A 26,053-nucleotide genomic window follows, 5' to 3' on the forward strand; every position below is an offset into this window, starting at 1 on the left:
ATCTCACGGGGTGGCCGTGGTTCGGCGACTCGAAGGTTCAGCTCTTCGGCGGCGGGGCGGCGGGGCGGCGCCTACATGGGGTCCATGGTTCCGGCGCCGGGGCCGTTCATCTGCTCGCTCTTCTCACGGATGTGCAGCGCCTTCCTCGTGAGCCGCTGCTGCTCCGCTGGATCGGTGGCGTGCTGGGCGGCCTGTTCCAGCTCCTGGGCCTTGTCCCGCATCTCCTGGGCCCGCTTGCCGGACGGGTTCTCGATACTCACGTCGACCTCCTCGGTCGGGCTGGTGTGTATCCGGCTACCCACACATCCGAGGGGCATTCACCAGGAGCACCGTGCGCTACCGGTCGACTCCCGGGGCCGCATCCGAACCCCGCGCAACGGAACCCGTTGATCCGCCGCCGGCTCTCGGGAAGAGTCCCTCATCATGGAATTCTTCTGCTACCACCGCGATCGCACCGGCTCCCTGCCGCTGCGCAGGGAACTGCTGGAACGGCACTGGTCCTACATGGACCAGTACGAGAAGGAACTGATCGCCCGGGGCCCGACCTTCGTCCCCGGCGGTGACGCCCCCAGCGGCAGCGTGCACATCGTCGATGTCCCGGATCCCGCTGCCGCGCGTGCCTTCGCCTTCGACGAGCCCGGCTACCAGGCCGGCGTGTACCGGGATGTGCTCCTGCTCCGCTGGCGCAACATGCTCGGGCGCACCATGTGGGACTTTCCCGGTGGCCGGACCGGGGGCAATCGCTACCTCGTACTCGGCCTCGGCGCGGGACCGGCCACCGCCGCCACCGCCGCCCTCGCCCTGCCGCCCGGCGAGGACGAGCTGATCGCGTACGGCCCGCTGTTGTCGGACGACGGCAGCGCATGGCTGGGTACGGCCGCGCTGGTCCGGGCTCCGGACGCCGCGACGGCACGCGCGGTCCTGACCGTGGACGCCTGTGCCGATGTCGAGGTCCACGACTGGGAGTTCGGCGGACGGCGGTGACGTGACGGCAGCGTGTGGGCGTGCCGGCCTGTCAGCCGGTCACCGTGCCGGAAGGTGCCCCGGGGCGCCATCCGGCGGAACCGCCCAGCTCGGCGCCCATGTCCCGGCGGCATCGCGGTCGTCCCCTGCGGCGGCGAGGTGGGCGCGCAGAGCGGCCAGCGCCGGGTGCGCGTTGTCGCGGTGCCACAGGAGCGAGTGCGGGTACACCGGCGTCGGGTCGGTCACCGGGATGCGGCGCAGACCGTGGCCGGCGGGCCAGACGAGGCGGGTGTGTTCGCCCATGAAGGTGGCCAGGGCCGGGGTGTCGGCGATGGTGTCGAGGAGTGCGTCGGACCCGAAGTTGGGGCCGGTCGCCTCGATGGTGAGGCCGAACTCGGCGACGAGCTCGTCGTAGTAGGCGCCCCACTCGGTACCGGGGACGATCCCGGGCATCCAGATCCGGTGCCCGGCGAGCCGGGCGACGGTCACCGACCGGGCGCCGGCAAGTGCGTGAGCGGGCCCGGTGAGGAGCTGGAGCGACTCGTCGAGGACGCGGACGGACCGGATGTCGTCCGGGAGGGGCCGGCCGGGCGCGGCGACGGCGCGGAAGGACGCGTCGATCTCTCCTGACCGGATCGCGGCGACGGCCGTCTCGATGTCGAGCAGCATGACCACGTCGAGGTCGATCTCGGGGTGGGCGCGGTGGAAGCCGCGCATGAGGCCCGAAGGCGCGACGCGCGAGGCGATCACGTCGACGCGCAGCGGGCGGCGGCCGGCGCGCACGGACGTGACCGCCCGCTCGGCGACGCGCAGCAGTTCGCGTGCGTGGGGCAGGAAGGCCTGCCCGTCGATGGTGAGCTCGGCGCCGCGCGGCGTACGGGTGAACAGGCGCACGCCGAGGTTGCGCTCCAGCGTGGCGATGCGCTTGGAGACGGCCTGCTGGGTGACCGCCAGCTCGGTGGCTGCCTCCTGGAACTGCCCCGCGTCGGCGGCGACGACGAAGGTCCGGACGGTGTCGAGGTCCATGCCTCCACCCTATGGCCACAACCATTGGTTGTGGCTGATGGTGCTGCGGTTGTTTGATCGCTGGGTGCGCCGCTCGCTTTGATGATTCCGATCGCGGATCGGTTGTGCAGGAGCGTGAGCGGGCAGGGGCGTCGAGCAGGTATGGGGAGCGGACAGGGACCGGGACACAGGCCGGGACACAGGCCGGGACACGGGCCGGGACGCCGGTGGGGACACCGCCCGGGGCGCCGTCTGGGGCACCGCTTCGGGTGGCTCTGGGCAGCGTACGGGACCAGCGCGCTCGGGACGTGGCTCGCCTTCGGCGCGTTCCCGCTGATCGCCGTCCAGGTGCTGCACGCCGGACCGGCGGAGGTCGCCGCGCTCTCCGCCGCGGGGGCCGCCGTGGGCGCGGCCGTGGCGGTACCGCTCGGTCCGTGGGTGGAGTTCCGCCGGAAACGGCCGGTGCTGATCGCGATGGACCTGGCGCGGTGCGCGGCGCTGCTGACGATCCCCGTCGCGTTCGTGCTCGGTGCGCTCACCTACGTCCAGCTCCTGCTGGTGTCGGTCGTCGTCGCGGCGGGCGACATCACCTTCCGTGCCGCCTCCGGCGCCTACCTGAAAGCGCTGGTGCCGGGCGAGGATCTGCTCGTCGCCAACGCCCGGTTCGAGGCCACGGCGTGGACGACCACGATCATCGGGCCGCCGCTGGGCGGCGCGGCGGTCGGGCTCCTCGGCCCGGTGGCGACCGTGGCGGCGGACGCGGTGAGTCATCTGCTCTCGGCCCTGGGCATCCGCGCGACGGGCGGACCCGAGCCGCAGCCCGAGCACCGGAGGGCCCGGGGCCTGCGGGCCGGGGATCTGCTCGACGGCTGGCGGTACCTCCTGGCCGACGCGTCACTGCGTCCGCTGTTCTTCAACACCGTTTTGTTCAACGGCCTGTTGATGGCCTCCCAGCCACTGCTGGCCGTCCTGATGCTCGGCCGACTCGGGTTCGCGCCGTGGCAGTACGGCCTCGCCTTCGCCGCGCCGTCGATCGGCGGGCTGCTCGGAGCGCGGCTGGCCCGGCCGCTCGCCGCCCGGTTCGGGCAGCGCGAGATCCTGGTCGCCGCGGGGACGCTGCGCGCGATCTGGCCGATCGGCCTGGCCTTCGTGGGACCGGGCACCGGCGGGCTGCTGCTGGTGATCGGCGTCGAGTTCGGGCTGATCCTCTGCTGCGGGGTCTTCAACCCCGTCCATGCCACGTACCGCCTCGAACGCACCGCGAACGACCGGGTCACCCGCACGCTGTCCGCCTGGGCCGTGACGACCAAGGCGTCGACCGCACTGCTCACGGCCGTTTGGGGCGTGCTGGGCGGCCTGCTCGGGCCCCGTACGGCCATCGGCCTGCTCGGCGCCCTGCTCCTGGCGACCCCGCTGCTGCTCCCCCACCGCACCCCGGCACGACCCTCCGAGCCGGAGCCGGCGCCGAGCCGTACCTGACGGGCCGCCCCCGCGGAGGGGTCCGGCTACGAGGCGCGGGCCCTGCGGGTCGGCGGCATCGCCGGATCCGCGGCCAGTCGGGCCGTCACCGCGGCCAGCCAGCACAGGCCGAGGCCCGCCCCGGCGGTGAAGGCCAGGACCGATGCGGCGGAGCCCGCGAATCCGGCCAGGACGCCGACGGGCACGCACCGGGAGGCGACGGCCCAGCCCCGGTGGCCACGGGCCGCCAGCGGGCGGGCCAGCACCACGAAGGCGGCGCACACGCGAGGTAGCCGATCAGGTCAGCCGGTGCAGGTGATCGAGAAGGGGACCGGGTTGGAAAGGGTGCGGGTGGGGCTCTGGAGTTCCACGGCCATCCCGGTGGTCAGGGTGCCTGCCTTCGTGTACGTCGTCAGGCGCACGGTGTCGTGTCCCGTGGGGTTGGCCTTGTCCCCGATCGACATGGTGCGCCAGTGGGGATCCACCACGGAGCCGTCGCCCGACACCCAGCGGTAGGAGACCAGCGTCGGCTCGGACGCGGTGAAGGTCGCGGTGAATGCCGGGGCCCGGCCCTCGGGGGTCGGGCAGCTGCCGGTGTAGGTCGTGTTGGCGCCAGCCACCGACACCCGTACGCCCGAACCGGGAGCGCTGTCCGCGTCGTTGCCGGTGAACGCGTAGGCGATCCCACCGGCGATCAGTACGCAGGCGGCCGCGCCGGCGGCGACGAAGACCGCCGTACGACGCGTGCGGCGCGGGGCTGCATCCGCCGGAGGGCCCGGCGCGGGCTCGATGACCGAAGGCACGGCGGGCGCCGCTGCCGCAGGCGCCGCTGCCGCCGCGGGTGCCGTAGATGCCGATGCCGAGGTGACTGCCACCTCGGGGGCGGGGGCGGGGGCGGGGGCGGGGGCGGGCAAGGAGACCGCGGCTGCGGCGGGCTGCGCGGGGGTCGGGAGGATTCGGGAGGCTGCCGTCGTGGCATCCGGTTCGTGCGCGATGTCCCGCAGGGCTGCGGCGACTTCGGTGGCGGCGGTCCGCTCCGCGGGCTCCTTGCGGAGCAGCCCGGCGATGACCGGCGCGAGTGGGCCGGCACGGGTCAGCGCCGGCGGTTCCTCGTCCACGACGGCCCGCAGGGTGCTCAGCGCGGTGTCCTGCCGGAACGGGGAGACCCCCTCCACGGCCGCGTACAGCAGCACGCCGAGGGACCACAGGTCGGACTCGGGGCCCGAGGGGCGGCCCAGCGCCCGCTCCGGCGGCAGGTACTCGGGGGAACCGACCACTTCGCCGGTCATCGTCAGGGCGGTGCTGCCCTCGACCATCGCGATCCCGAAGTCGCTGAGCACCACCCGTCCGTCCTCCGCGAGCAGCACGTTCGCCGGCTTCACGTCCCGGTGCTCCACACCGACGGCGTGCGCGGCGCGCAGTGCGCTCAGCACTTCCGCGCCGATGTGCGCGGCGTACCGCGGGGTGAGCGGCCCCTGCGCCCGCAGCAGGTCGGCCAGCGACTGCCCGCGGATCAGTTCCATCACGATCCAGGGCCGGTCGTCCTCCATGACCACGTCATGGACCGTGACCACATTGCGGTCGGGTATTCGGGCTGCCGCCCACGCCTCCCGCTCCAGTCGGCTGTACATCCGCGCAATGTCACCGGCCCGCAGTCCGGCCGGGGCCCGCACCTCCTTGACGGCGACCTCCCGGTGCAGGGTCTCGTCCCGGGCCCGCCACACCGTGCCCATCCCGCCTTCGCCGAGCCTGGACAGCAGCCGGTAGCGGCCCGCGACGAGCCGTTCCCCGCCCTCCGCTCCCGGCGCGGCGACGGTGGTGACCGTGTCCGTTTCCCCGGCCGTACCGGCGGTGGCGGTGGCATCCGCGCTGGTCGCCACGGTAGTGGCCGCAGTGGTGGCCGCAAGTGCGGTCTCCGTCACGGTCTCGGTTTCCTCGTTGTACATGGGGGCGGTCTCCCTCTCATCGCCGGCCGACGCGAACATCACGTACGGACCGGGCCCCGGGTTCAGCGGGGCGCAAAAGATTCTCAGAAATGGTTGAACCGAACACGTTCTCGATGACGTGTTGCAGTCGTACGAGGAAGTCGTACGCGGTATCAGCGGCGTCGTTTTCAAGGGGTGTGGAGTGCCATCGGTCATCGTCGGGCGCACGGGTCCGTTCACCGGACAGAGCGTGGTTCTGGGCAGCGAGCCCCTCAGCTTCGGGCGCAAGAGCGACAACAGCGTCGTGATCGTAAGCCCCAGCGCTTCGCGGCTGCACGCCGAGATCCTCACGGAGGACCCCGGGTTCGTCCTCTACGACCGGGACAGCCGGAACGGCACGTTCGTCAACGACCAGCGCGTCACCCGGCATGTGCTGCGCCCGAACGACTGCATCCGGATCGGTGACGAAACGTTCCTCTATGAGGCGCAGGACTCCATGGAGACGGTCATGGACCTCTCCCTCATGGCCATCCCCCGGGCGAGCACCACGGACCCCGGCATGCTGCGGGTCACCATCACCGGCGGCGGCCCGGTGGGCCTTGCCTTCGCCCTGGCGCTCGACGAGATGCTGCCCGGCCGGACCGCCATCACCCTCTACGACGGGCGCTGGACCAGGAAGGGCTCCGCGGTCGTCTGGAAGGACGAGACCCAGGGCAACTTCCGCCGCCAGCAGGTGGTGACCGTCCAGAGCCGGCAGTACCTCGCCCTGTCCGAAGAGGTCCTCGCCGCGCTGTTCGACGACGGCGGCGCCTATTCCGAGATGTGGCCCGTCGGCCCGGACTCGGTCGACGGCCGCCCGCCCCGCAACATCCGGATCGCCCACATCGAGGACCGCCTGCTGGACTTGGCGAACCGGAGGCCGGCGATCCGGCTCGTCCCCAAGCGGTTCGACGTGACGGAGCAGCAGAACCGGCTCACCCAGGAGCACGTGCTGGTGGTCTGCGAGGGCGGCCGCTCCCGTACCCGCGAGCACTATGCCGACCGCTTCGGCGCGGCCGACGCCTCGATCTACTCCCTCGACGGCGAGCACCTTCAGGACATCGTGCTGGGGTTGCGGGTCAAGTCGAAGCTGCCGGATTCGATGAGCGTGCTGCTCACGGTGTCGCAGAACCGCTTCCTCCTCAACTCGCTGCGCGGCGAGGGTTTCCTGAACATGCGGCTCACCCGGGAGGAGGCCAAGAACGTCATCGGCATCGACCCGGTCAGGCACGTCTTCGAGGAGTGCATCGCCACCCGCCCCTGCCTGATGAGCCGGCAGGAGGAGGACAACGAGTTCCGCTGCCCCACCCACGGCACCCTCTTCCTGCCCGCCCTGCTGCGCAGTTCGCCGCTGTGGAAGGAGATCCGGCAGGGCCTCAGCCTCTTCGGCGTGGCGGAGGACGATCTGTCGGCGATCACCTCGTTCCGCCTCGACATGGTCCAGCGCCCGCGGTTCACCGCCCAGTTGCACCGGCCGACCGCAACCACCCCCGGCACGTACGGCTTCCTGCTGGGCGACGCGGCCAACGCCATCCACTTCTGGCCGGGCCGCGGTCTCAACAGCGGCCTCGCCTCGGCCACTTCACTGGCCCGTTCGCTCAGCCGCGCCTGGCAGGGCAAGCCGCTGCGGGACGCCGACTTCATTCGGCACGAGGCGGCCATGTCCATGCTCCAGTACCGGCACAAGAGCCGGGCCTGGAACGCCATGGTGACCACCGACGACCAGGGCGTCACCCGCGCCATCAAGGACATCATCGCGCGCAGCGCGGAAGCGGGCGCCGGCGTCGCGGACGGGAGCGACCTGGACGTGCTGCTGGAGCGGATGGCCGAGATCCGCGACCGGCTGGGGTCCCGGCTGCCGGGCCTGCCCTCGGACGCGGAACTCCGCGCCCACCTCGCCCCGATCGCCCCCACCACCCTCCGCACCCTGCGGGAGAGCGGCGCCTGGGACACCCTGATCGTCGGCGGCGAGGAGGCCGACATCGACCTCTTCTACCAGTCGGACTCCCCGGTCTTCGTACCCCGCCCGGCGGACCCGCGAGCCCTGCAGCCGCAGGCCTGAAGGTTGTTGCAGAGGGGCGCGGACCCTTCGGCGTTCGGCGCAGTCCTCCTCCTCCTGACCTCGCAGGAGGGGGCATCCGGCACTTTGCGGTGCGGGACGAGCAGCCCCGTCGCCGGGTGTCGGCGTCGATGACGACCTGCACTTTCGCCGAGAACCATTGCCAGCAAGTGCGCGGCAGCCGGAAACACCTAAAATGAGAATCGCCGAGCTCATTCGAGCCTGACATCTCCGCGACGGAATCATTGATCAGGCAATTTTTGAATCCGACACCAGCCTTCCTGCACGCAACGAGCCACGGACAACAGCGCGTGGACATCTCATCGCCTGCTCGGCCCACGCAAAACCAACGCTCACAAGCCGGGAAGGGAACCTACTGTGCTCACCATCCGCCGGCACTTCATCCCTCTCGTCATGGCCACAACTCTGGCCACCGGAGGCATCTCCCTCTCCGGGGCCTCGGCGGACGCCGCTCCGGCCGCCGCACCCGCCCTCATTACACCCGACCCTGAACCCAGCCCCAACACCGGTCTCCTCAGGAAGATATTTCCCCCCGGAAAGAAAACAGACAAGATAAAGAGGCAACTCTACCTCTACACCTACGCGTTCGATGGGGACTTGAATGTTGCCGCCCTCAATCTCAGCGCCGGGTACCCGGCCACGATTCTCATCAAACGCTATAGCGGCGAAGTGGTGGTCAATGCGACGAAGACAGCGAAGTTGCATCCATCGCACCCCGGCGGAACGATCTTCGTAAGGACCTATTTCAGCTGGCCCTGTGCACGGAACAGCGCCAACAACGGGTACATACAGGCCTACGATCACAGGACCGAGACGTGGTCGAAGGAGCTGCACGTACCGCTTTGCCAGCCGACCGATGACGAAAACTGATCCCGAAAGGCAAATCGACGCCTTCCGCGTATTCGCGACGGAACTCGGTAGAGGAAGCCAGTCCTCCTTCTGGGCATACCCCGCACGTCCGGTCCCGGCATCAATGCACCTGCCGTGCCGGAGACGACGCATGGCCATCGGCCGCCACCTGTGGGCAGGCGACACACCGACGGCCGGCCCTCGCGGGACACGGCAACGCGACGGACGCGGGCCCGTCCGCCGGGCGGCCGCGGGAATCAGATCATGTTCTTGTACATGTTCCAGCCGGTGCCGGACTTCACCCGGGCGGTGAAGGTCGCGGTGCCGGCGTTGCCGGTCGAGGCGTACAGGTACATGTCGCCGTTGGGGAGGCGGCCGAGCACATCGCCCTTGCTGTCGCCGTCGATGTATCCGGCACGACCAGCATGTCGTACACGTTCCAGCCGCTGGCGGCCTGCTCCCGGGCTGCGAACGACGCGGTGGACGTCCCGGTGCCCCTGTAGAGGAACAGCCGGCCGGAGGTGTCCCGGGCGAGCACGTCGGGCCGCCCGTCGCCGTCGACGTCGTGCCTCGGCTTGGCGGCGGCCACCCGCGCCGACTCCGTGGTGCGGCCGGGCGGTTGGCGGAGCCGGGTGTGCGGTGGCTGCTCGGCGGCGCTGCTCGGCGCGGTGACCGGGGCGCCGACGGGCAGGGCGAGTGCGCCGGCGGACCGGGCCGTCACCACTATGGGCGGCCGACTGGTGGGGCTGCCGGTTCTCGCAGGACAAAGCCACACGCGCCGCGCACCGCGGCGGCGGTCCACCACTCCTTCCGGGCCCCGCCTGCGTAGCGTGCGGCAGGGCGTGTGAAACTCCTGCCACAGCTGTCCTGACCCGACGGCTGGACAGCACCGTCACGGGGGGACGTACATGAGCGGGACCGAGAACGCCATCGAGACCGAGACCGAGACCGGGGACGATGACGGCGGCCGTGCCGAGACCGGGGCTTTGAGCGGTGCCGAGAGCCGTACCAGGAACAGGAAGAGACTCAAAGCAGCCGCCTTCGTGCTCGCCGGACTGGGATTCATCGTCGGCGGTTCACTGCTGGCTCCGGATCCGGAGCCTTCCGGGTGGGTGGCGGAGCCGGCCTCGTCGGATCCCCTGTACTCCGGTCCGGGGCCGACGATTGAGCAGGTCATGGCGGACTTCGAGGCCGCGACCGCCACTGCTGGGCTGGGACCGGCGGCCGCTCCCCGATCGTTCATGGTGCCTGGATGCCTGGCACCCTGGGAATCCTACGAACACGTGAGCGACGCGCGGTGGGCCGCGCTCCTGGACAACCTCACCGGCCGGCAATGGCGGCCCACTCAGCGCCTCAAGAGGACCCACACCGTCGCATCTTCGCTGACCAAAGGCACATGGCATCTCCTGGTTGTGCATGCGAAGAGGCCCGGCACGCGTGAGCATCTCTCGCTCGTGGCCGCGAACAGCACTCCTGCCTGCGAGAAGACGTTCGAGCAGGCGGAAGCCGCCGGCAGCCAAGCCGTCTAGAACCGCCTCCTTCGCACCTGGAAGCGTCCGCGGCCCGGCACGACGGTCAGCCGTGGTCCACGACAAGAACCGGCACGCGGAACAGAGGATCCGGTGAGCGCGGGCGACCGGCACTGTGCAGCACTCGTACGGGCGGGCCGGACACGGCCCCCACGGCCGGTTCCGCGCGCCACAGCGCGCTCCGGGTCTGCGGGGCGTCGCTGACGCACCCGGACGGTTCCCTGCCCTGTCACACGCTCGTGACAGTCGACGGACAGGCTCATGAAGTCAGGCAGCCAGTCTCTTCATAAGAGAACAAAAGAGACATATCGCCCCCATTTTCTGGGTTCTCTCCCCACTCCGCCTCCCACTGGAGAATTTCTCATGGCCCGCACTTCCCGCAAGCAGCGTTTCGCGATGTTCACCGCTTCGGCCGCCCTCATCACGGGTGGCGCGCTGCTCGTGCCCACCAGCGCGTTCGCCGCCCAGACCGCGCCGCACGCCGCCGCAGCCACCGCGTTCGCAGCCGGTCACGTCGACCACACGAAGAGTGGTCACGAGAGCAAGGGCGACAAGCACGAGCGGGGCGGCAAGGACAGGTCCAAGGGCAAGAAGAACAAGCCCCGAGACGTGGAGAACATGCCGGGCTGCAAGTTCTACCGGGGCAAGGTGTACTGCGAGCACAAGCCCGACGGTCCGAAGCCCGCTCCGATACCCCGCCCGGATGTTCTGGACAAGGAAAACCCGGACCGGGTTCAGACCCCGCCGCCCGGCGGGTTCGGTGTCGAACTGGAAATCTGACCTGCGGCAGTCGCCTTGCGGTCGAGAATTGGCCGTTCGCCGGCCGAGTGCCGCCGATATCCTCCGGGGCAGGTGATCAACAGAGAGACGGTGAGGATGACCGAGGACGTTCCGACAACTGCCCGAGTGCAGGACGTACTGAACCGGGCCACACGCGTGGTGATCGTCGAGGGAGCGCCCGGCGAGGTTGACTCCATCGACCTGTCGCGGCTCGTGGTGACGGGTGACGAGATCGCCGACCTGGCACGCCACTTGGCCATCGTGGACGGTGGGACCGGTGACAAATGCCGGTGCAGCGGCTCGGGGCGCCAACTCCACGATGAATCTGCTGACCTCGTCCTCGCCGCGCTGGCTGCGCACCCCCCGAGCCCGGCCCAACTCGACGGGGCGTCCGAACTGTTCTGCACTCCCGAATGGACCACGGCACACGGCCGACATCTGCCCGAACCGCAGAGGTCGATGCTGATCGGACATATCCAGGCAGTCGGCACCGACGCCATGCGACGCCGGTTGAGTTGGGGCTATTACGGCGCGGAGCGAACTGTCGACTGAGTTCGGAGTCGTGGTGTCGTCAGTGTGAGCCCTGCTTCGGTGGCCTCGCGGAACAGCGTGCAGTCCACAGCCGGCGACAGAAGCCCCGGCGGCAGCGGCCGGGGGACTGCGTCAGAGGACAAATGTCGTGGCCCAGCGGTTTCTGCGCGTGACATGATCAGCCGCATGACCGCATTCTCTGCCGCGAAGGGCGCCCACCGCCCCGTCCGATGAAGTGGCTGGACGAGGCCGTGTCCGCGGGACACGCCACGACTGCCGCCCACCCTGCCCGCATCGCAGTCCTCGACGCGATACACGCCGACCGCACCGGCCCCGTGCCCGTCCGGCTGCTTCAGCTCTCCCGGGCCGACGACGCGTTCGTACGTCGTGAGGTCATGCACCTCTTGTCATCCGCCGGGGCCGGGCGTCCTTGGCCTGATGCCGCCGAGGCCGCCCTCGCCCGGCTCACCGACCCCGATGAAGAGGTGCGGCGCCGGGCCGCGTATCTCGGCGTGCACGCCGGAAGCAACGATGCTGCGCTCAGGGCTCTCGGTGCACTCACCGAGCCCGTGGTGCGCACTGCCCTCGCCGAGTGGCTCGGGGGCTCCGTCGCTCACCTGCAAGACGACTCCTTGGCCTCCGTCCGGTTCCTTGCCCGGCTGGAGACCCTGAGCGTCGCCCCTCCGCAGCGGTGGCTGCCGCTCGACAGGGCGCTGCTCGCCGATGCCCGGGAGGCCTCGCGCCACCTGGACGGCGCCGGGTGGCGCTGGGGTCGGGTCCTGTACGGACTGGGCGCGAGCGGCACGTCTACGCTCTGGTGGCGCGGCTCCTTGCCGATCCCGCAACCCGGGACATCGGCGCCGGCTTGGCCCGGGAGGCTTGTCATGACTGGCGGGCGGCCCCGGTCGGACTCCTGCCCCTGCTCGTCCGTCACTGCGGACGCGTCATCAGCCCGGCGATGGCCAAGGCTCTCACCACCGCGTCCATCTCGGAGGCTGCGATGCACGCACATGGCGCGCTGGTCGCCGAGGTCCCCTTCACTCCGTATCCCCGAGCCAGTCGGCCCTCCGGAAGTCCGCCGTCCTCGTACGACAGCGCCACCGCCGCCGCGGTCCTTCGAGCCGAGCCCGTGGACACCGGGCGACTTCTCCGTGCCTCTGAGATCTTCGGGGCGGTGCTGGACGCGGGTCCGCTGACTTTCCGGCAGGCTGCCCAGCTGTACAACCTCACCTTCAAACGGCCTGGACGCATGCAGGCGATGTGCGCTCCACTGTGGCTGCGGCACGCCGGCCCCACGGCTCTGCCCCGCATTCTCGCCCTCATGACACCGCACCTCGGCGACTACGCGATCGGCGAGTAGTACTCGGAAGGCCTGGCACGAATGGGTCGGCACGCGTTGCCCGCGCTGCCGTCGCTGACGGCACCGATCGACCGGCGTACCCGTCTACCGGTCAACGACTCCACACGGGACGGCGAGACGATGCTGGACGAGCGCCTGCTCGCCGCCGCGATCGACGCCCGTCGTGCGATCCTCGCCGACATCGCTTCCTGATCGCCGTCGCCGCACCACGACCACCAACCGTGTCGAGGCCGACGCAGCAACGCCGCAGGACACGGCCGATACACCCACACCCCGCACAGGCCGATCGTCACCCGCAGCAGGGCTTCGCGGCTCTGGCCCAGCGCCCGCGCCGCCTCAACCCGGTCTCGGCAGGGGGTCATGATCATGGATGAGATGACGGCTCTTGGCCCTTGTGACGAGAAGCTGACGCAGGAAGCGGCCGAAGTCGCCGTCGCCTGGGTCCTCGCCCTCACGGGTGCGACCCGCAGGCCGCCGGGACGGACTGCCCGCCGGCACCACGTACGGAGACCGACTTCGGCACGGTCGAGAACGAGGAGTCGTGCCCCTGTGCCGGCTCTTCCGGAAGCCGGGCGACGAGATCCGAAGGAGTCGGCCTAGTAGGCCGGCTTGCCGTCGACGTACGTGCCGACGACCTCGATCGCTCCGATCCGCGAGGTGTCGACCCGGCGCGGGTCGTCGCCCAGCACCGTCAGGTCCGCGCGCCGGCCGGGAGCCAGGGTGCCCGCGTCGGCGTCCCAGTGGCAGGCGAAGGCGCCCGCGACGGTGTAGGCGCGTAGGGCCTCCTCCACGGTGAGGCCCTCGTCGGGGCCGATGAGGGCACCGGACGCGGAGGCTCGTTCCACCATGAACTGGATCGCCCGCAGCGGCGATCCGTCGGTGACGGGTCGGTCGGAGCTGCCCACCAGGGTGACTCCGTGGTCGAGGAATCCCCGGCCCCGGTACAGCCAGGGGGCCCGGTCCGCGCCCATCACGGCCGCGTAGTCGTCGCCGAAGGATCGCAGGAAGTTCGGCTGGATCACCGCGCTCACGCCGAGGCGGGCGAAGCGCGCCAGCTGGTCGGGCCGGATCAGGCCGGCGTGTTCGATACGGTGCCGGGCGGTCGGCCGCGGCCTCAGCCGCTGGGCCCGTTCCAGGGCGTCCAGGGCCAGGTCGGCCGCGCGGTCGCCGATGGCGTGCACGGCGAGCTGCCAGCCGGCGAGGTGTCCGTCGACGATGGTGTCGGTGATCCGCTCGGGGGTGTCCTGGAACTCGCCCGCCCGGTCGGTCCCTTCGTAGGGCCGGGTGAGTGCCGCGGTACGGGCCATCATCCCGCCGTCGGTGTAGACCTTGAGCGCGCCGAGGGAGAGCCAGTCGTCGCCGAAGCCGGTGCGCAGGCCGAGGTCGAGGGCCCTGGGGATCCCGTCGGAGGCGTGCGCGGCAACGGGTCGCAGGGTGTCGGCGGCGGCCATGAGCTGGACCCGCAGCGGCAGACGTCCCTGGTCGCGCAGGAGTTGGTACGCGCCGAGCTCCACCGGGCTGTGGCCGAGCAGGCCGCCGCCGATGCCCGCCTCGGCGCAGGCGGTGATGCCCTCGGCGAGGCAGGCGCGGCCGGCGTGCTCGATGGCGTCGGCGATCTCCTCCTGCGCGTACGGCAGGCGCAGTCGGCGGGCGGTGGTCATGGCGCTCTCCGCGAGGAAGCCCTCGCCGTGGGCCAGTTCGCCGGGGAGCAGGTCGAGGACCGCGCCGTTGACCACGCAGCCGTGTCCCGAGTCGTGCAGCATGAATACCTTGCGGCCGTCGCTGACCTTGTCCAGTTCGACGGCGGTGAGGTGTCGGCCCAGGGCCCGTTGGTCGTAGCCCGCGATGTCCACCCACGCCCCGCGCGGCTTGCGGGCGACCGCCTCCGCGACGACGGAGAGGACGTCCTCGACGCGCTCGCAGGGCGCGACGCTGGGGGTGACCGCCTTGAGTCCGGCCCAGGCCAGGTGCACGTGGGAGTCGATGAACCCGGGCAGGACGGTGGCGCCCCGGAGGTCGACCACCTCACGGGCCGGCAGTGCGGTGACGGCCTCGTCCAGGCCGACGATCCGGCCGCGCCAGATGCCCAGGTCATGGGCGACGGGACGGTCGGGGTCCATGGTGAGGAAGGTGGCGTTCGTCAGCCTGGTGCAGAGCATGGGGGCAGGTCCTCAGGGCGTGGGCGTGGGCGCCGTGTGCGAGGCCGGTACCGGTACCCGGCCGTGGGTGACGATGGACCGGAGGATCTCCCCGACCCTGATGGCGGTGTTCGACAGCAGGGAGGACGTGATGCCGTGCGTGTGCTCCGTTCCTCCCTGGAGGTAGATGCCGCAGCGCAGTTCGGGTTCGCTCTGCACACGGTAGTCGCGGGCGACGCCGACGCGGCCGAGGTCGTCGCGCCGGCAGTACTTCTCGACGTCTCCGAGCAGTCCGAGGCCGTCTGCCGAGCGGTATCCGGTCGCGTAGACCAGCGCGTCGGCCGCCAGGGCCTCCTTCTCCCCCGTGACCAGCGACTCGACCGTCACGAGCACCTTGTCGGTGGTCTCGGTGACGTCCGCGAGCCGCGACACCCTCAGGAAGCGCAGCCGTTCGGTGCCGAGGACCTTCTCCTGGTACTCCTGCCGGTAGAGGTCGTCGATCAGGTCGATGTCCACCACGGAGTAGTTGGTGTTGGCGTGGTAGTCGATCAGTTTGCGCTTGATCTCCTCGGGCGCGGTGAAGTAGTCGTCCACGGCGGCGGGGTCGAAGATCCGGTTGGCGAAGCCGCTGTCGTCGGCGGGGCTGTAGCCGTAGCGGGAGAAGACGGCGCACACCTCGGCCCGGGGGAAGGTGCGGTGGAGGAAGGCCACGTTCTCGGCGGCGCTCTGGCCGGCTCCGACGACGACGAAGCGGGAGGGGTCCGCGCCGTCCAGGGCCGCCACGCGCGTGAGGAGTTCCGAGGTGTGCCAGACCTTGTCGGTGCGGTCCACGCCCTCCGGCATCTGCGGGCGCAGGCCGGTGCCGATGACCAGGTTGCGCGCCCGGTGGACCACCAGCTCGGTGCCGGAGCGGGCGGTGACGTCCAGGTACTCGATCACTCCGTCGCGCACGACGGGGCGTACGGCGACGACCTCGCAGCCGTAGGAGACCATGTCGTCGACCTTGGCGGCGGCCCACTCGAAGTAGTCGTGGAACTCCACGCGCAACGGGAAGAGGTTCTTGTGGTTGACGAAGTCGATCAGACGGCCGCGGCTCTGGAGGTAGCAGAGGAAGCTGTATTCGCTCGTCGGGTTGCGCAGTGTCACCAGGTCCTTGAGGAAGGACACCTGCATCGTGGCGTCGTCGATGAGCATGCCGCGGTGCCAGCCGAAGCGCGGCTGCTGCTCGAAGAAGTGGGCGGTGACCGCCTCCTGAGGTCCGACACCGGCGTTGTGCTCGCTGAGTGCGATGGCCATGGCCACGTTCGAGGGGCCGAAGCCGATGCCGATGAGGTCGTGGATCAACGGCGCATCATCGGGAAGATCCTGTGACATGTCACTCCCAGTCGTGCGGGGGGGCAGGCAGCCGATTGCCATGCATGGGGGGAACCGGGGGCAGGGCAGGGCACGCCGAAGGAGCCGAGCCCGAGAGGAACTTAGGGAAGGCTAACCTGAGGCAATGGAGCTGTCGATGGGCAAATCAGATCGAATCACCATCGATTTCCGGCGGAACTCACTGCAAAATCAGAGGCGTTGCGGAGTTAGGTAAGGCTTGCTTTACTCATTCTGAAATCTGTCGCCGCTCCAAGGAGGAACCCCATGCGGGTCGTCATGTTCGGCTACCAGACGTGGGGGCACCGCACCCTGCAGGCCCTACTGGATTCCGAACACGATGTCGTTCTGGTCGTCACGCACCCCAGGAGCGAGCACGCTTACGAGAAGATCTGGAGCGACTCGGTCGCCGACCTCGCGGACGACCACGGCGTCCCGGTGCTCATCCGCAACCGCCCTGACGACGAGGAGCTGTTCACGCGCCTCAAGGAGGCGGAACCGGACATCATCGTGGCGAACAACTGGCGCACCTGGATCCCCCCGCGCATCTTCAACCTCCCCCGCCACGGCACCCTCAACGTGCACGACTCCCTGCTGCCCAAGTACGCCGGCTTCTCACCGCTGATCTGGGCACTGATCAACGGCGAGCCCGAAGTGGGCGTCACCGCCCACCTGATGAACGACGAGCTCGACGCGGGCGACATCGTCGTCCAGCGCGCCGTACCCGTCGGGCCGACCGACACCGCCACCGATCTGTTCCACAAGACGGTCGACCTGATCGCACCGGTCACCGTCGGCGCGCTGGGCCGGATCGCGGCCGGCGAGACCGACTTCACCCGCCAGGACCGCTCGCAGGCCAGCTTCTTCCACAAGCGGTCGGCGGAGGACATCCGCATCGACTGGAACTGGCCGGCCGAGGACCTCCAGAGGCTGGTCCGCGCCCAGTCCGCCCCGTACCCGGCCGCCTTCACCTTCCACCGCGGCAAGCGACTGGAGGTACTGGCCGCCGTCGTCTCCGAGGGCCGCTACGGCGGCACGCCCGGCCGGGTGTTCTACCGCGAGGGCGAAGGCGTCGTGATCGTGGCCGGAGCCGATGCGCGCACGGGGCGCAACCACGGCCTGGCCATCACCCGGGTGCGCACCGAGGACGGCGAGGAGATGCCCGCGACGGACTACTTCACCACCATGGGCGGGTACCTGACCAGTCGGCCGCCGAGCCGGTGATCCGGTGATCCGGTGAGCCGCAGTGCCGCTGAACCCGCCGAGCCGCGGCACTGCTGAGCCGCGGCGCCGCTCGGTCACGGCGTCGACCCGGGCGCCGGAAGAGGATCCGGCGCCCTGGCGGCGACCTGCGAACGCCTGCATGACCATGGTTCGCGCCACTAGAATCCGGCCGGACTGGCGCGATGCGGGGGGTCAAGTGGACGCATTGATACCGGGTGACCCCGTGCGGGTCGGGCCCTACCACGTCGTCGCACGGCTCGGCAGCGGAGGCATGGGCCGCGTCTACCTGGCCCGCACGCCCGGCGGACGGAGCGTCGCCGTCAAGGTGGTGCATCCGGAACTGGCCCGGGACCCGGAGTTCAGGCGCCGGTTCGCCCGCGAGGTCGCCGCCGCGCGGGCGGTGGACGGACGGTTCACCGCGCAGGTCCTCGCCGCCGGAGTGGACGACCCGACACCGTGGTTGAGCACGGTGTTCGTACCCGGGATGTCGCTCGCCGAGGCGGTGGCCGAGCACGGCCCGTTCCCCGAGGCCTCGGCGCTCGCCCTGGCCCGCGGGCTGGCGGCGGCCCTCGCCGCCGTGCGCGCGGCGGGACTGGTACACCGTGACCTGAAACCGTCCAACGTCCTGCTGGGCCCCGACGGGCCCCGGGTGATCGACTTCGGCATCTCACGGGCCACCGAGGCGAGCGCCCTGACCCGCACCGGTATGACCGTCGGCTCCCCCGGCTTCATGTCCCCGGAGCAGGCCTCCGGGGGCGTGGTCGGCCCCGCCTCCGACGTGTTCTCCTTCGGGGCGGTGCTGGCCTTCACCCTCAGCGGCGAGAGCCCCTTCGGCACCGGCGCCACTCCGGCGCTGCTCTACCGGGTCGTGCACTGCGAGCCCCGGCTGGACGCCCTCTCGGGGACCGCGCTGAACCTCGTGCGCCGCTGCCTGGCCAAGGACCCGGCCGCGCGGCCTTCCCTGGACACCTTGTTCACCGAACTCGCGGCCGAGGCGGACGACTCCCGCCCGGACGGTTCCGCTTGGCTCCCGGCCCCCGTCGCGCACAGCCTCCTCGCGCGTGCCTCCTCGGCTCTGGAGGCCGACTCCGACCCCTCGCTGACGGCCGCCGCACTTCCGCGGTACGCGCCCACCCGGGTGGATCCCGCCGCGGCGGCCGTGCCGCTCGCCGCCCTGCCCGGCCACGGAACGCGCCCGGGAGGGGCCCGCGCCCGGATCCGTACAGCACCCTTCATCGCGGCCGCGGCTGTGGTGGTGGCCGCGGCGATCGGGGCCTTCGCCTACACGGCCGCGCAGAACGGGAAGGACAAGGACCAGCAGTACGTCTCCCGGGACGACAGCGGCGGCACCCCGTCGGACGCGACGCCCGAGAGCACCGACCCGTTCGAGGGGTGGTCCTTGTCGGACGAGGCGGACATCCAACTGCCCACCGGGTTCGGCATCGACGCCGCCGACTTCACGGACCCGAAGGCGGGGGACGGTTTCGACGTCGACCTGCACACGAATTGGGACCTCGGCGGGGACGACATCCTGCTGCTGACGTCCGGGGATTCCGACGTGAACAGCGACTGCCTCGCCGACGCATGGTCCTCCGGCTACGGAACGCTGGTCGAGGACGCCGAGTGGGGCATCGACGACATGATCTGCGTCCGCGTCTCCTCCGATCTGCTGCTCGTACTGGAGATCACCAACATCGAGGACGGCCAGGACGACTACCTGGAGGCCGTCGCCAAGGTGTGGAAGCGCGAGTGACCCACGAGTGGCGGCCGCGGCAGCACGACCGGGAGCCGTGATCATCGCCGGTAGGGTGGTGCGGACGGGCTGTTGCGCATTCGGCACAGCACGGACCCACCGCCCCCGTCCCCCACTCCACGAACGCCACGCACTCCACTTACTCCACACACCGAAGCGACTCTCACCTGTGAACCAGATAGACCGAGCCCCCATCGAGGACACGCACTTCGGTGCGATCACCGTCCGCCTGAGCGGCCAGGACCGCCTCGAGGTCGACGGAGAGTCGATCCCCCGCGTGACCCTGGAGCGCGACCCTGCGGCGGAGGCGGACCCGCAGATCGCCATCGGCACCCGCGACCCGGCACACCTCACGCTGCGGGTCGACGGCGCGCAGGCCGGGCTGCTGCCGGCGAAGGGCCGACTCACCAGGAAGTCGTACCGGGTGGACGTGGAGTACGACGGGGCGTCCTACCGCCTGGTCCCGGACTCCGTCCCGAGCAGCCGGCTGACCCGCGACGGCACGCACCTGGGCGATTTCTCGTCCGACGGCGACGAGACGGTCATCGCCGAATGGCGGGAGGACCGCGAACTCCGCCCGGCGGACGCCGCGATCGGCTACGCGCTGGCCGCGGCTTTCGGCACGGGCGCCCAGCCCATGTGGATGATGATCGCCGACGGCGTGAGCAGCGCGCTCCCCTAGGCCGGCCCCTCTCTCGGATCCAGCCGGATGCCCGGTCCGGGCCCGGGGGTCCGCGACCGGTACCAGGACGCGCTGCACCACCCCCCGGGGGGCTCTGAACGGCCCACCGGGCAAGGGCCTTTCCAAGCCCCCCTCAGGATTCGGCTGACTGCCCGGCCGGCCGGTGGCTACTGTACGGAGACGACCCGTTGCCCACGGTCACCCGAGGAGGAATCCTGTGCCATCGCCCTGCGACGCCAAGTACGCTCCCGCCGGCGATGTGGGTGCAGCGCTCATGATGATCGACTCCCGGCTCAAAGCCGTCTACTCGGGCAGGAGCGCGACCGACCCCGAACAGCAGGAGTTGATCGACCAGTTCACCGCGTCACTGGGCCCCGAGGAGGCCAATGACCTGGTGGACGGCGCGTGCACGCTCATCTACATGTTCATGCAGTGGCTGCGGATGGCTCACGAGGACCAGAACACGGACGTCATCGAGTACGTGGTGCCGAGCTTCGTGGCCTCGATGCGCATGATGCCCAAGAGCATCCGCCCCGAGGTCATCCCCACCATGGTCGGCATGGTCGTCGCGGCTGCCACCGGCCTGAGTCCCAACCTGTGGCGCAAGCAGTACGGGGACTGGACCGGGGACGAGATGAACTCCCTGGAAGCCACGGCCCTGCTGCTCGCGGAACACATCAACCGACTCACCGGCGACCGCGACTTCGCCACCCGCATGGTCACCGAGGCACTGTCCCGCTCGGACCGGGACTGACCCGCAGCACCGGGCCCGGCGGGGTCTTCCGTCACCGCCGCCCGTCACCGCCGCCCGTCACCGGCGGGATGGAGCACGGCGGCGGCGATCTCGCGTACGCGGTCACGCGTGATCCCCGTGCGCTGCTCCACGGCGAGGGGATGGTCGGTGGGTTCGAGCTCGACGAAGGGGCGCTCGCCGAGCGGCCGGGTGTGGAGGTTCGTCTTCAGGTTGAGGGTGGTGGGCGTGTAGGCGAGGAGATCGGTGGTGAGCCGGCCGAAGTACGGTTCCTCGAACTCCCGCCCCGGCGTGTCCCACAGGTCCACCGCCCGGGAGAAGTTCTCGCGGCTGAGTGAGACCCACACGGCCCAGGAGAACATCTCGTCGCTGCCTATGACCGGTATCTCGACCAGGCCCTTGACGAAGTAGTACCGGGCACGGATCACGCACTGGTCCGACGAGAGCAGGCAGTCGTCGGCGTCGGCGAAGGCCGGATCCCACACGGCCGGGGCCTCGGCCGCGTAGTTCATCGGGAGTTCAGGGTGCCGTGCGCCGCAGCACGAGCAGGTGAATCCGGGATCACTGGTCATGAAGCGGAGCCTACTGACCGGCCTCGCGCCCCCGGCCGTCATGCACCCGCAGAGCACGCCGCGCCTTCGACCTGGGGTGGTTAAGGGGAGATCAAACGAACCTTAAGGCTGCCTTGGGGCTGCTCGGTCCGGCGTCGGGCGGGAGTGTCGGGGCGTGGCGCGCACGTGCGTCCGTCCGTGGGTGCGAGGGCTGTTGACCTGCGGTGTCGGGCCTCGGCCGGCTGTCAGGAGCCCCGCACTGCGCCTTCGCGCAGCGCCTCAAACCTTTTCGCAGCCTGATTCGTAAAAAGGCAACAGGACTGCTTGCGCATATGGCCTCGGCCGTATGCAGGACTCAGGGGGAGACAGCGTCCATCGGATCGAGGAGTGTCAAGTGTCCAGAAAACGGACCATGGGTCTCAAGAAGAAGCTCGTGCTCTCTGCCGTCACGGGAAGCCTTGTGGTCGGTGGGGTCGTCGCCACGGTGGCGACCGGCAATGCGGCAGCCCCTGATGTGGTGTGCAAGGGGTCGACGGTGACCCTGTCCGGGGAGGCGGGTCCGCCGGCGGCCAGTAGTGGGACCTTCCCCGTGGGGACCAAGCTGAAGGTGACCAACCTCGACAACGGCCAAGCCACCACCGTCACCGTCAACGGACCGTCAGGCAGCTGCGTCCTGCTCAACAACGCAGCCTTCGACAAGGTACGAGAACCCGGCAAGAACCTCATCCGACGCGCACGCATCGAACGCGTGGCCGGGGGCGGCGGCAGCGCCGGGGGCGGTGGAGGTGCCGGCGGCGCGGGCGCCCCGAGTCAGGCCGCAGGTGTGCAGGTGCCGCCGGCCACCGGGGAAGTGGTGTGTCCGGGGTCGACGGTGACCCTGTCCGGGGAGGCGGGTGCACCGGCGGCCAGTAGTGGGACCTTCCCCGTGGGGACCAAGCTGAAGGTGACCAACCTCGACAACGGCCAAGCCACCACCGTCACCGTCAACGGACCGTCAGGCAGCTGCGTCCTGCTCAACAACGCAGCCTTCGACAAGGTACGAGAACCCGGCAAGAACCTCATCCGACGCGCACGCGTCGAACGCGTGGGCTGAGCCCCCGACCGGGCCACGGCGGGGCAGGGGCACACGCCCTCCCCGCCGCGGGCCTGCGCGGCCACTACCGCCGCGCGGTCAGCGCCGACCGCGCAGGCGGTTCAGCAGCCGGCCGGCCTGGGTGCGCTTGCGCGGGTCGGCGGCGGCGCGCCGAACCGATGCGACGGCCCGCTGCCCCTGCGGGCTGCGGGCGAACTGCTTGATGCGGGTCAACAACGCTGACATGTCGCCTCCTTGGGGTCCTCGTCGGCTCGTGTACCCCGAGGCGCAGCAGTTATGTGCACGCGGCCGACCGCTCTGCCCGCCGCACCGGACCGCACCGCACCGCGCCGCCCCGCACCACACGGCGCCGCACCCGTCAGGCGGGTTGGGGCGTCAGTCGCTTGTGGCCCTTGCGGTCGTAGTAGAGGGTCATGGCGAAGCCGAAGACGAGGGCCAGTACGGTGCCGACCGCGATCATGATCCAGGAGCGGGTGAGCCCTGCGTCCCCGCGGGCGTCGAAGTAGAGGATCGCGCGCACGCCGTCGCTGAGCTGACGCATCGGTTCGAAGTGGGAGAGGAAGCGGTAGAAGCCGGGAACCGCCTCCAGGGGGACGGTCGCACCGGACGACGGCAGACCCAGCACGATGAACACGAACATCGACACGAGCTGGCCGATTCCGCCGAACGCGGCGTTGATGGCCTGCACGCCCAGGCCGACGGCGAGGGCCGCGCAGTAGGAGTAGACCCACAGGAGCGGCAGGTGGGACGCGTCCATCCCCAGGATGGCGACGCAGGCCAGCATCACCAGGGAAACGCTGGCGAGCGTGATGCCCGCGGTCATCACCATCTTCAGGAGCAGCGTCTGCGTACGGTTGATCGGCACCGTCGGGCGACGGGTGTGCCAGGGGCCGATCTCGTTGTCGGCGTAGCCGAGGGCGGTGTCGACGCCGTTGCTGATGACGTTGCCGCCCATGAATCCGGCCAGCACCAGCAGCAGGGTGTAGTAGAAGGCCGTCAGGCCGAGGCCGCTGTGCGCGCCGATCGGGTGGCCGACCTGAGTGACGACGTCGACCGGGTCGGCGAGCAGCAGCTTCGCCGTGGGGCTCGCCTGCGCGCCGGCGGCCGCGGTGAGCTGTTCGCCGATGCTCCGGGACGCGCGGTGGGCGGCCTGTGTCGTGATCTGGCCGGCCAGCGAGGATCCGAGGCTCCCCTTGCCGGGGTTGGTGAGCACGGTGATGGTCGGCAGCTTCGTCGCCCCGGACGTGGGGAGCACCGCGACGGACTCGGTGAAGCCGGCCGGGACGACCAGCGCGCCGTAGACCTTTCCGGAGTCGAGCTGGTCCCGGGCCTGGGCGAGGGTCAGTTCGCGCCAGTCCGCCTTGCCTCCGGCGGGGTCGGCGGAGATGGCGGCCGTGATCTGCGTGCCCAGGTTCTGCTGCTGCCCCGGCGGTGGCTTTCCCGTGTCCTCGTTGACCAGGGCGATGGGCAGGTGGCGCAGTTCCGCGTTGGGATTGACGATGCCGCCCATATAGAGCAGCGACAGCAGCAGGGCGAGCAGCCCCGTGAGGATCGTGGGGACCAACCACAGCTGGGGGCGGCGCACCAGGGCCGCGGCGGTGGCTTCGGGGGCGTCGGTCGGGGACATCGGTCTCCGTAGCTTCCCGGCGGCGGGCCGGGATCGAAGGACGGAAGGACGGTGGGAGCGGCCGGGCCGCACGGCACCCCCAGGATGGTCCCCGCACCCGGCCGGGCCGCCGCACCCCTCGCACACCGGCCGCGATCCCGCGCGCGGACCACCGGAACAGCCCACCGCGGGCACGGTCCGGCGGCGTCGGCGTCAGCCGCGTTCGAAGGCGTGCGTGTGGCCGACGACGGCGAAGCCACGGCGCTCGTACCAGTGGCGCGGCCAGTCCATCGCGTCCGCGGTCAGGAAGCGGAGATCGCAGTCGTGGGCGGCGGCCCGGTGCAGGGTGCCGGCCAGGACGGCGTCCGCGTAGCCGCGGCCGAGGTGCTCCTCCGCGGTGATCAGGTCCTCGATCTGGGCCGTGCCGGTCGTCCGGTCCACGTAGAGGTCGGCCCACGAGGCGACCTCGCCCGCCTCGGTGCGGGCGCCGATGAACTGCACGACGTCCGCCCCGCGCCGGCGGGCCTCGCGCCGCTCGACGAGCTGGCGCAGCACCTCGTCGTCGACGTCAGGGAGGAAGCCCCGCCAGCGCCTCGTCAGCGGAACGCGCAGTGCGTCGAGGTCGACCTCCTGCGCGGGTCCGACCTCCGGCACCGGACCGGTGTGCAGCATGACCAGATACGTGGAGTGGGTGTAGCCGGCCCGGAGCAGCGGTTCCGCGCACGCCCTGCCGGTTTCGTCGTCGAGTACGGAGACCAGCCGGTGCGGCAGATGTCCGAGGGCCTCGTCCGCCAGGGCCGGCAGCGCATCGGGGTCCACGTCCGCGTCGATGACGACCTGGTTGTTCGCCCGGGACTCGCCGTACGCGTCGTCGTATACGGCGAACCCTCCGGGCAGGGGCGCGGTGCGCGCGGCCTGGCGGCGGGCGAAGTCCGACAGGAAGGAATGGACGCGCTGGAGTTCTGGGCTCTGCATGGGCCGAGCCTACGCAGCCGCGGCCCGGGCACGCCTTCGGGTTTCCCGACGTGGGTGGCCCGGCAGTGGCCGGGGATGCCCCGCAGGGTGGTCCGGGGGCCTCACATGCGCAGGACGACCAGCGCGGTGTCGTCGGTGACGCCGCCCGCCGGGATGAGCTCGGCCAGCAGCGCGTCCGCGATGGCGTCGGCGGTGGCGGTGCGGTGGCGCACGAGGGAGTCGGCGAGCCGGCCCAGTCCGACGTCGATGTCCTCGCGGCGGCGTTCGATGAGCCCGTCCGTGTAGAGGACGAGGACGGAGCCCACGGTGAAGGCGACCTGGGCCTCGGGGCGCGGGGCGTGCTCGGGCCGGGCGCCGAGCGGGGGGTCGGTGGCCTCGTCGAGGAAGGTGACCGTGCCGTCGGGGTGGCAGAGGACGGGCGGGGGGTGGCCTGCACTGCTGTAGGTGAGGGTACGGCTCTTCCAGTCGATGAAGACGGAGACGGCGGTGGTGGACTCGGCTCCCTCGACGGAGCGGGCGTAGAGGCCGAGGACCTCCAGGGCCTGGGCCGGTCCCTCGGCGACATGGGAAGCGGCCGACAGGGCGCTGCGCAACTGGCCCATGACGCCGGCCGCCCTCAGCCCGTGGCCGACGACGTCGCCGACGGCGACGGCGGTGCGGCCGGGCCGGTCGACGAGGTCGTACCAGTCGCCGCACACGTTCAGGGACTCGGTGGCGGGCCGGTAGCGCACGGCGGCCTGGTGGTGGCCGAGCGGAACCGGCGCCGGCAGCAGCGCCTCCTGGAGGTGGAGGGCGACGTCGCGCTCGTAGGCGTGGGACCGGCGCAGGCGTTCGTTGACCTCCTGGAGCTCCCGGCCGCGGGTGTAGATCTCGGCCTCCAGCACCTGGGCCTGGTCCCGGTCGCTGCTACCGCCTCGGGCCCGGATGATCTCGGTGACCTCTTCCACCCGGTGCAGCAGCAGCACCAGGCTGCCGTCGGGGGCGAGGACCGGGACGTTGACGGGGCTCCAGTAGCGCTCGTGCCACACCCCGGACCCGTCGGGCTCCTCCACGTCGTAGCGCTGCACGGCCATGCTGTCGCGCTCCCGGGTGGCCTTGACCCGTTCCAGGGAGGCACGCAGGTTGCGCATGCCGTTCGCTGCCGGATCGGTGGGGTTGTCGGGGAAGACGTCGAAGAGGTAGCGGCCGACGAGCTGCTCCCGGGTACGGCCGGACGCCGACAGGAAGGACTCGTTGGCGTCCAGGTACACCAGATCGGGGGTGAGCAGCGCGACCGCGCCCGGCAGGGCCTGGAACACCGCCTGATAGTCGATCCCGGTTCCGTCCACATCCACCTGTTCGCGCGCCACCGCCCCTGTCATGGGGTCATTCCCACGATAGGGGCGACGGC

At 70.8% G+C, this 26,053-nt stretch carries 27 protein-coding genes and 1 pseudogene; 14 read left to right on the plus strand and 14 right to left on the minus strand.

All coding sequences use genetic code 11. The annotated features are described in order from the left end of the window. Positions 1–71: 71 nt before the first annotated feature. On the minus strand, positions 72–260 hold the full coding sequence (locus tag IE257_RS18060; RefSeq protein ID WP_189969793.1) for a DUF6381 family protein: 189 nt from the start codon (positions 258–260) through the stop codon (positions 72–74). 163 nt (positions 261–423) lie between these two features. On the opposite strand from IE257_RS18060, the gene IE257_RS18065 reads away from it, so the two are divergent. After that, the gene (locus IE257_RS18065) at positions 424–984 is read left to right on the plus strand and encodes a YciI family protein (RefSeq protein ID WP_189969795.1); all 561 of its coding nucleotides are present in this window, start codon (positions 424–426) and stop codon (positions 982–984) included. Between the two features lie 39 nt (positions 985–1,023). Here IE257_RS18065 and IE257_RS18070 read toward each other — a convergent pair whose 3' ends face one another. Beyond that, complete coding sequence (locus tag IE257_RS18070; protein WP_189969796.1) at positions 1,024–1,989, minus strand: LysR family transcriptional regulator; 966 nt, start codon at positions 1,987–1,989, stop codon at positions 1,024–1,026. Positions 1,990–2,130: 141 nt separating this feature from the next. Between IE257_RS18070 and IE257_RS18075 the strand changes: the two genes are divergently transcribed. Further along, positions 2,131–3,447 carry an MFS transporter gene (locus IE257_RS18075; protein ID WP_189969798.1) on the plus strand — a complete coding sequence of 439 codons (1,317 nt, stop codon included), beginning with the start codon at positions 2,131–2,133 and terminating at the stop codon, positions 3,445–3,447. Between the two features lie 26 nt (positions 3,448–3,473). Here IE257_RS18075 and IE257_RS18080 read toward each other — a convergent pair whose 3' ends face one another. Together IE257_RS18080 and IE257_RS18085 are read right to left on the minus strand one after the other, a co-directional pair. Then, on the minus strand, positions 3,474–3,710 hold the full coding sequence (locus tag IE257_RS18080) for a hypothetical protein (protein ID WP_229920469.1): 237 nt from the start codon (positions 3,708–3,710) through the stop codon (positions 3,474–3,476). An 18-nt stretch (positions 3,711–3,728) separates the two neighbouring features. Next, the gene (locus IE257_RS18085; protein ID WP_268251411.1) at positions 3,729–5,372 is read right to left on the minus strand and encodes a serine/threonine-protein kinase; all 1,644 of its coding nucleotides are present in this window, start codon (positions 5,370–5,372) and stop codon (positions 3,729–3,731) included. Between the two features lie 181 nt (positions 5,373–5,553). On the opposite strand from IE257_RS18085, the gene IE257_RS18090 reads away from it, so the two are divergent. Together IE257_RS18090 and IE257_RS18095 are read left to right on the plus strand one after the other, a co-directional pair. Next, positions 5,554–7,452, plus strand: coding sequence for an FHA domain-containing protein (locus IE257_RS18090; RefSeq protein WP_189969800.1), 1,899 nt, complete (start codon positions 5,554–5,556; stop codon positions 7,450–7,452). Between the two features lie 375 nt (positions 7,453–7,827). Further along, positions 7,828–8,340 carry a hypothetical protein gene (locus IE257_RS18095; protein WP_189969801.1) on the plus strand — a complete coding sequence of 171 codons (513 nt, stop codon included), beginning with the start codon at positions 7,828–7,830 and terminating at the stop codon, positions 8,338–8,340. 236 nt (positions 8,341–8,576) lie between these two features. On the opposite strand, the gene IE257_RS38950 is transcribed toward IE257_RS18095, so the two are convergent. Both IE257_RS38950 and IE257_RS39465 read right to left on the minus strand, forming a co-directional pair. Continuing rightward, a complete protein-coding gene (locus IE257_RS38950) occupies positions 8,577–8,702 on the minus strand; it encodes a hypothetical protein (RefSeq protein ID WP_268251412.1) in 126 nt (41 codons plus the stop codon). Between the two features lie 56 nt (positions 8,703–8,758). Next, positions 8,759–9,124, minus strand: a pseudogene (locus IE257_RS39465) (FG-GAP repeat domain-containing protein); the annotation flags it as partial. Positions 9,125–9,227: 103 nt separating this feature from the next. Here IE257_RS39465 and IE257_RS18100 point away from each other — a divergent pair. The 3 genes from IE257_RS18100 to IE257_RS18110 all read left to right on the plus strand — a co-directional run bounded on the left by IE257_RS18100 (position 9,228) and on the right by IE257_RS18110 (position 11,180). Next, positions 9,228–9,848, plus strand: a complete 621-nt coding sequence (locus tag IE257_RS18100) for a hypothetical protein (protein WP_189969802.1) — start codon at positions 9,228–9,230, stop codon at positions 9,846–9,848. Positions 9,849–10,211: 363 nt separating this feature from the next. Then, positions 10,212–10,628 carry a hypothetical protein gene (locus tag IE257_RS18105; RefSeq protein WP_189969804.1) on the plus strand — a complete coding sequence of 139 codons (417 nt, stop codon included), beginning with the start codon at positions 10,212–10,214 and terminating at the stop codon, positions 10,626–10,628. A 72-nt stretch (positions 10,629–10,700) separates the two neighbouring features. Next, positions 10,701–11,180, plus strand: coding sequence for a hypothetical protein (locus IE257_RS18110; protein ID WP_189969806.1), 480 nt, complete (start codon positions 10,701–10,703; stop codon positions 11,178–11,180). 386 nt (positions 11,181–11,566) lie between these two features. On the opposite strand, the gene IE257_RS18115 is transcribed toward IE257_RS18110, so the two are convergent. Next, a complete protein-coding gene (locus IE257_RS18115; RefSeq protein WP_189969808.1) occupies positions 11,567–11,776 on the minus strand; it encodes a hypothetical protein in 210 nt (69 codons plus the stop codon). A 341-nt stretch (positions 11,777–12,117) separates the two neighbouring features. Between IE257_RS18115 and IE257_RS18120 the strand changes: the two genes are divergently transcribed. Then, positions 12,118–12,519 carry a hypothetical protein gene (locus IE257_RS18120; RefSeq protein ID WP_189969810.1) on the plus strand — a complete coding sequence of 134 codons (402 nt, stop codon included), beginning with the start codon at positions 12,118–12,120 and terminating at the stop codon, positions 12,517–12,519. Positions 12,520–12,540: 21 nt separating this feature from the next. After that, on the plus strand, positions 12,541–12,711 hold the full coding sequence (locus IE257_RS18125; protein WP_189969812.1) for a hypothetical protein: 171 nt from the start codon (positions 12,541–12,543) through the stop codon (positions 12,709–12,711). A gap of 404 nt (positions 12,712–13,115) precedes the next feature. Here the strand turns inward: IE257_RS18125 and IE257_RS18130 are convergent, their stop codons facing one another. Continuing rightward, positions 13,116–14,678: an amidohydrolase gene (locus IE257_RS18130; protein WP_189969814.1), complete on the minus strand. Its 1,563-nt coding sequence runs from the start codon at positions 14,676–14,678 to the stop codon at positions 13,116–13,118. Positions 14,679–14,690: 12 nt separating this feature from the next. Beyond that, entirely contained in the window at positions 14,691–16,031 is a 1,341-nt protein-coding gene (locus IE257_RS18135) for a lysine N(6)-hydroxylase/L-ornithine N(5)-oxygenase family protein (RefSeq protein WP_189969816.1), read from the minus strand. A gap of 264 nt (positions 16,032–16,295) precedes the next feature. Here IE257_RS18135 and IE257_RS18140 point away from each other — a divergent pair, with 264 nt between their 5' ends. The 4 genes from IE257_RS18140 (at position 16,296) to IE257_RS18155 (ending at position 20,441) form a co-directional block, all read left to right on the plus strand. Further along, positions 16,296–17,252, plus strand: coding sequence for a methionyl-tRNA formyltransferase (locus IE257_RS18140; RefSeq protein ID WP_189969818.1), 957 nt, complete (start codon positions 16,296–16,298; stop codon positions 17,250–17,252). Between the two features lie 196 nt (positions 17,253–17,448). Then, complete coding sequence (locus IE257_RS38410; protein WP_209468390.1) at positions 17,449–19,005, plus strand: serine/threonine protein kinase; 1,557 nt, start codon at positions 17,449–17,451, stop codon at positions 19,003–19,005. Positions 19,006–19,174: 169 nt separating this feature from the next. Then, positions 19,175–19,687, plus strand: coding sequence for a hypothetical protein (locus IE257_RS18150; RefSeq protein ID WP_189969820.1), 513 nt, complete (start codon positions 19,175–19,177; stop codon positions 19,685–19,687). A gap of 217 nt (positions 19,688–19,904) precedes the next feature. After that, the gene (locus tag IE257_RS18155) at positions 19,905–20,441 is read left to right on the plus strand and encodes a hypothetical protein (RefSeq protein WP_189969822.1); all 537 of its coding nucleotides are present in this window, start codon (positions 19,905–19,907) and stop codon (positions 20,439–20,441) included. A 44-nt stretch (positions 20,442–20,485) separates the two neighbouring features. Here the strand turns inward: IE257_RS18155 and IE257_RS18160 are convergent, their stop codons facing one another. Further along, positions 20,486–20,950 (minus strand): DUF2199 domain-containing protein, encoded by a 465-nt coding sequence (locus IE257_RS18160; protein WP_229920505.1) that lies wholly within the window; start codon positions 20,948–20,950, stop codon positions 20,486–20,488. Positions 20,951–21,383: 433 nt separating this feature from the next. Here IE257_RS18160 and IE257_RS18165 point away from each other — a divergent pair, with 433 nt between their 5' ends. Then, a complete protein-coding gene (locus IE257_RS18165; protein ID WP_229920470.1) occupies positions 21,384–22,082 on the plus strand; it encodes an RlpA-like double-psi beta-barrel domain-containing protein in 699 nt (232 codons plus the stop codon). Positions 22,083–22,160: 78 nt separating this feature from the next. On the opposite strand, the gene IE257_RS18170 is transcribed toward IE257_RS18165, so the two are convergent. From IE257_RS18170 to IE257_RS18185, 4 genes are all read right to left on the minus strand, one after another. Continuing rightward, positions 22,161–22,307 carry a hypothetical protein gene (locus tag IE257_RS18170; RefSeq protein ID WP_189969826.1) on the minus strand — a complete coding sequence of 49 codons (147 nt, stop codon included), beginning with the start codon at positions 22,305–22,307 and terminating at the stop codon, positions 22,161–22,163. Positions 22,308–22,440: 133 nt separating this feature from the next. Next, positions 22,441–23,709 (minus strand): YhgE/Pip domain-containing protein, encoded by a 1,269-nt coding sequence (locus IE257_RS18175; RefSeq protein WP_189969827.1) that lies wholly within the window; start codon positions 23,707–23,709, stop codon positions 22,441–22,443. A gap of 192 nt (positions 23,710–23,901) precedes the next feature. Beyond that, complete coding sequence (locus tag IE257_RS18180) at positions 23,902–24,663, minus strand: GNAT family N-acetyltransferase (protein ID WP_189969829.1); 762 nt, start codon at positions 24,661–24,663, stop codon at positions 23,902–23,904. Between the two features lie 101 nt (positions 24,664–24,764). Further along, positions 24,765–26,024, minus strand: coding sequence for a PP2C family protein-serine/threonine phosphatase (locus IE257_RS18185; protein ID WP_189969831.1), 1,260 nt, complete (start codon positions 26,022–26,024; stop codon positions 24,765–24,767). Positions 26,025–26,053: the final 29 nt, after the last annotated feature.

Source organism: Streptomyces avidinii (assembly GCF_014650695.1).
In the GTDB taxonomy this organism is placed as follows: Bacteria; Actinomycetota; Actinomycetes; order Streptomycetales; family Streptomycetaceae; genus Streptomyces; species Streptomyces avidinii.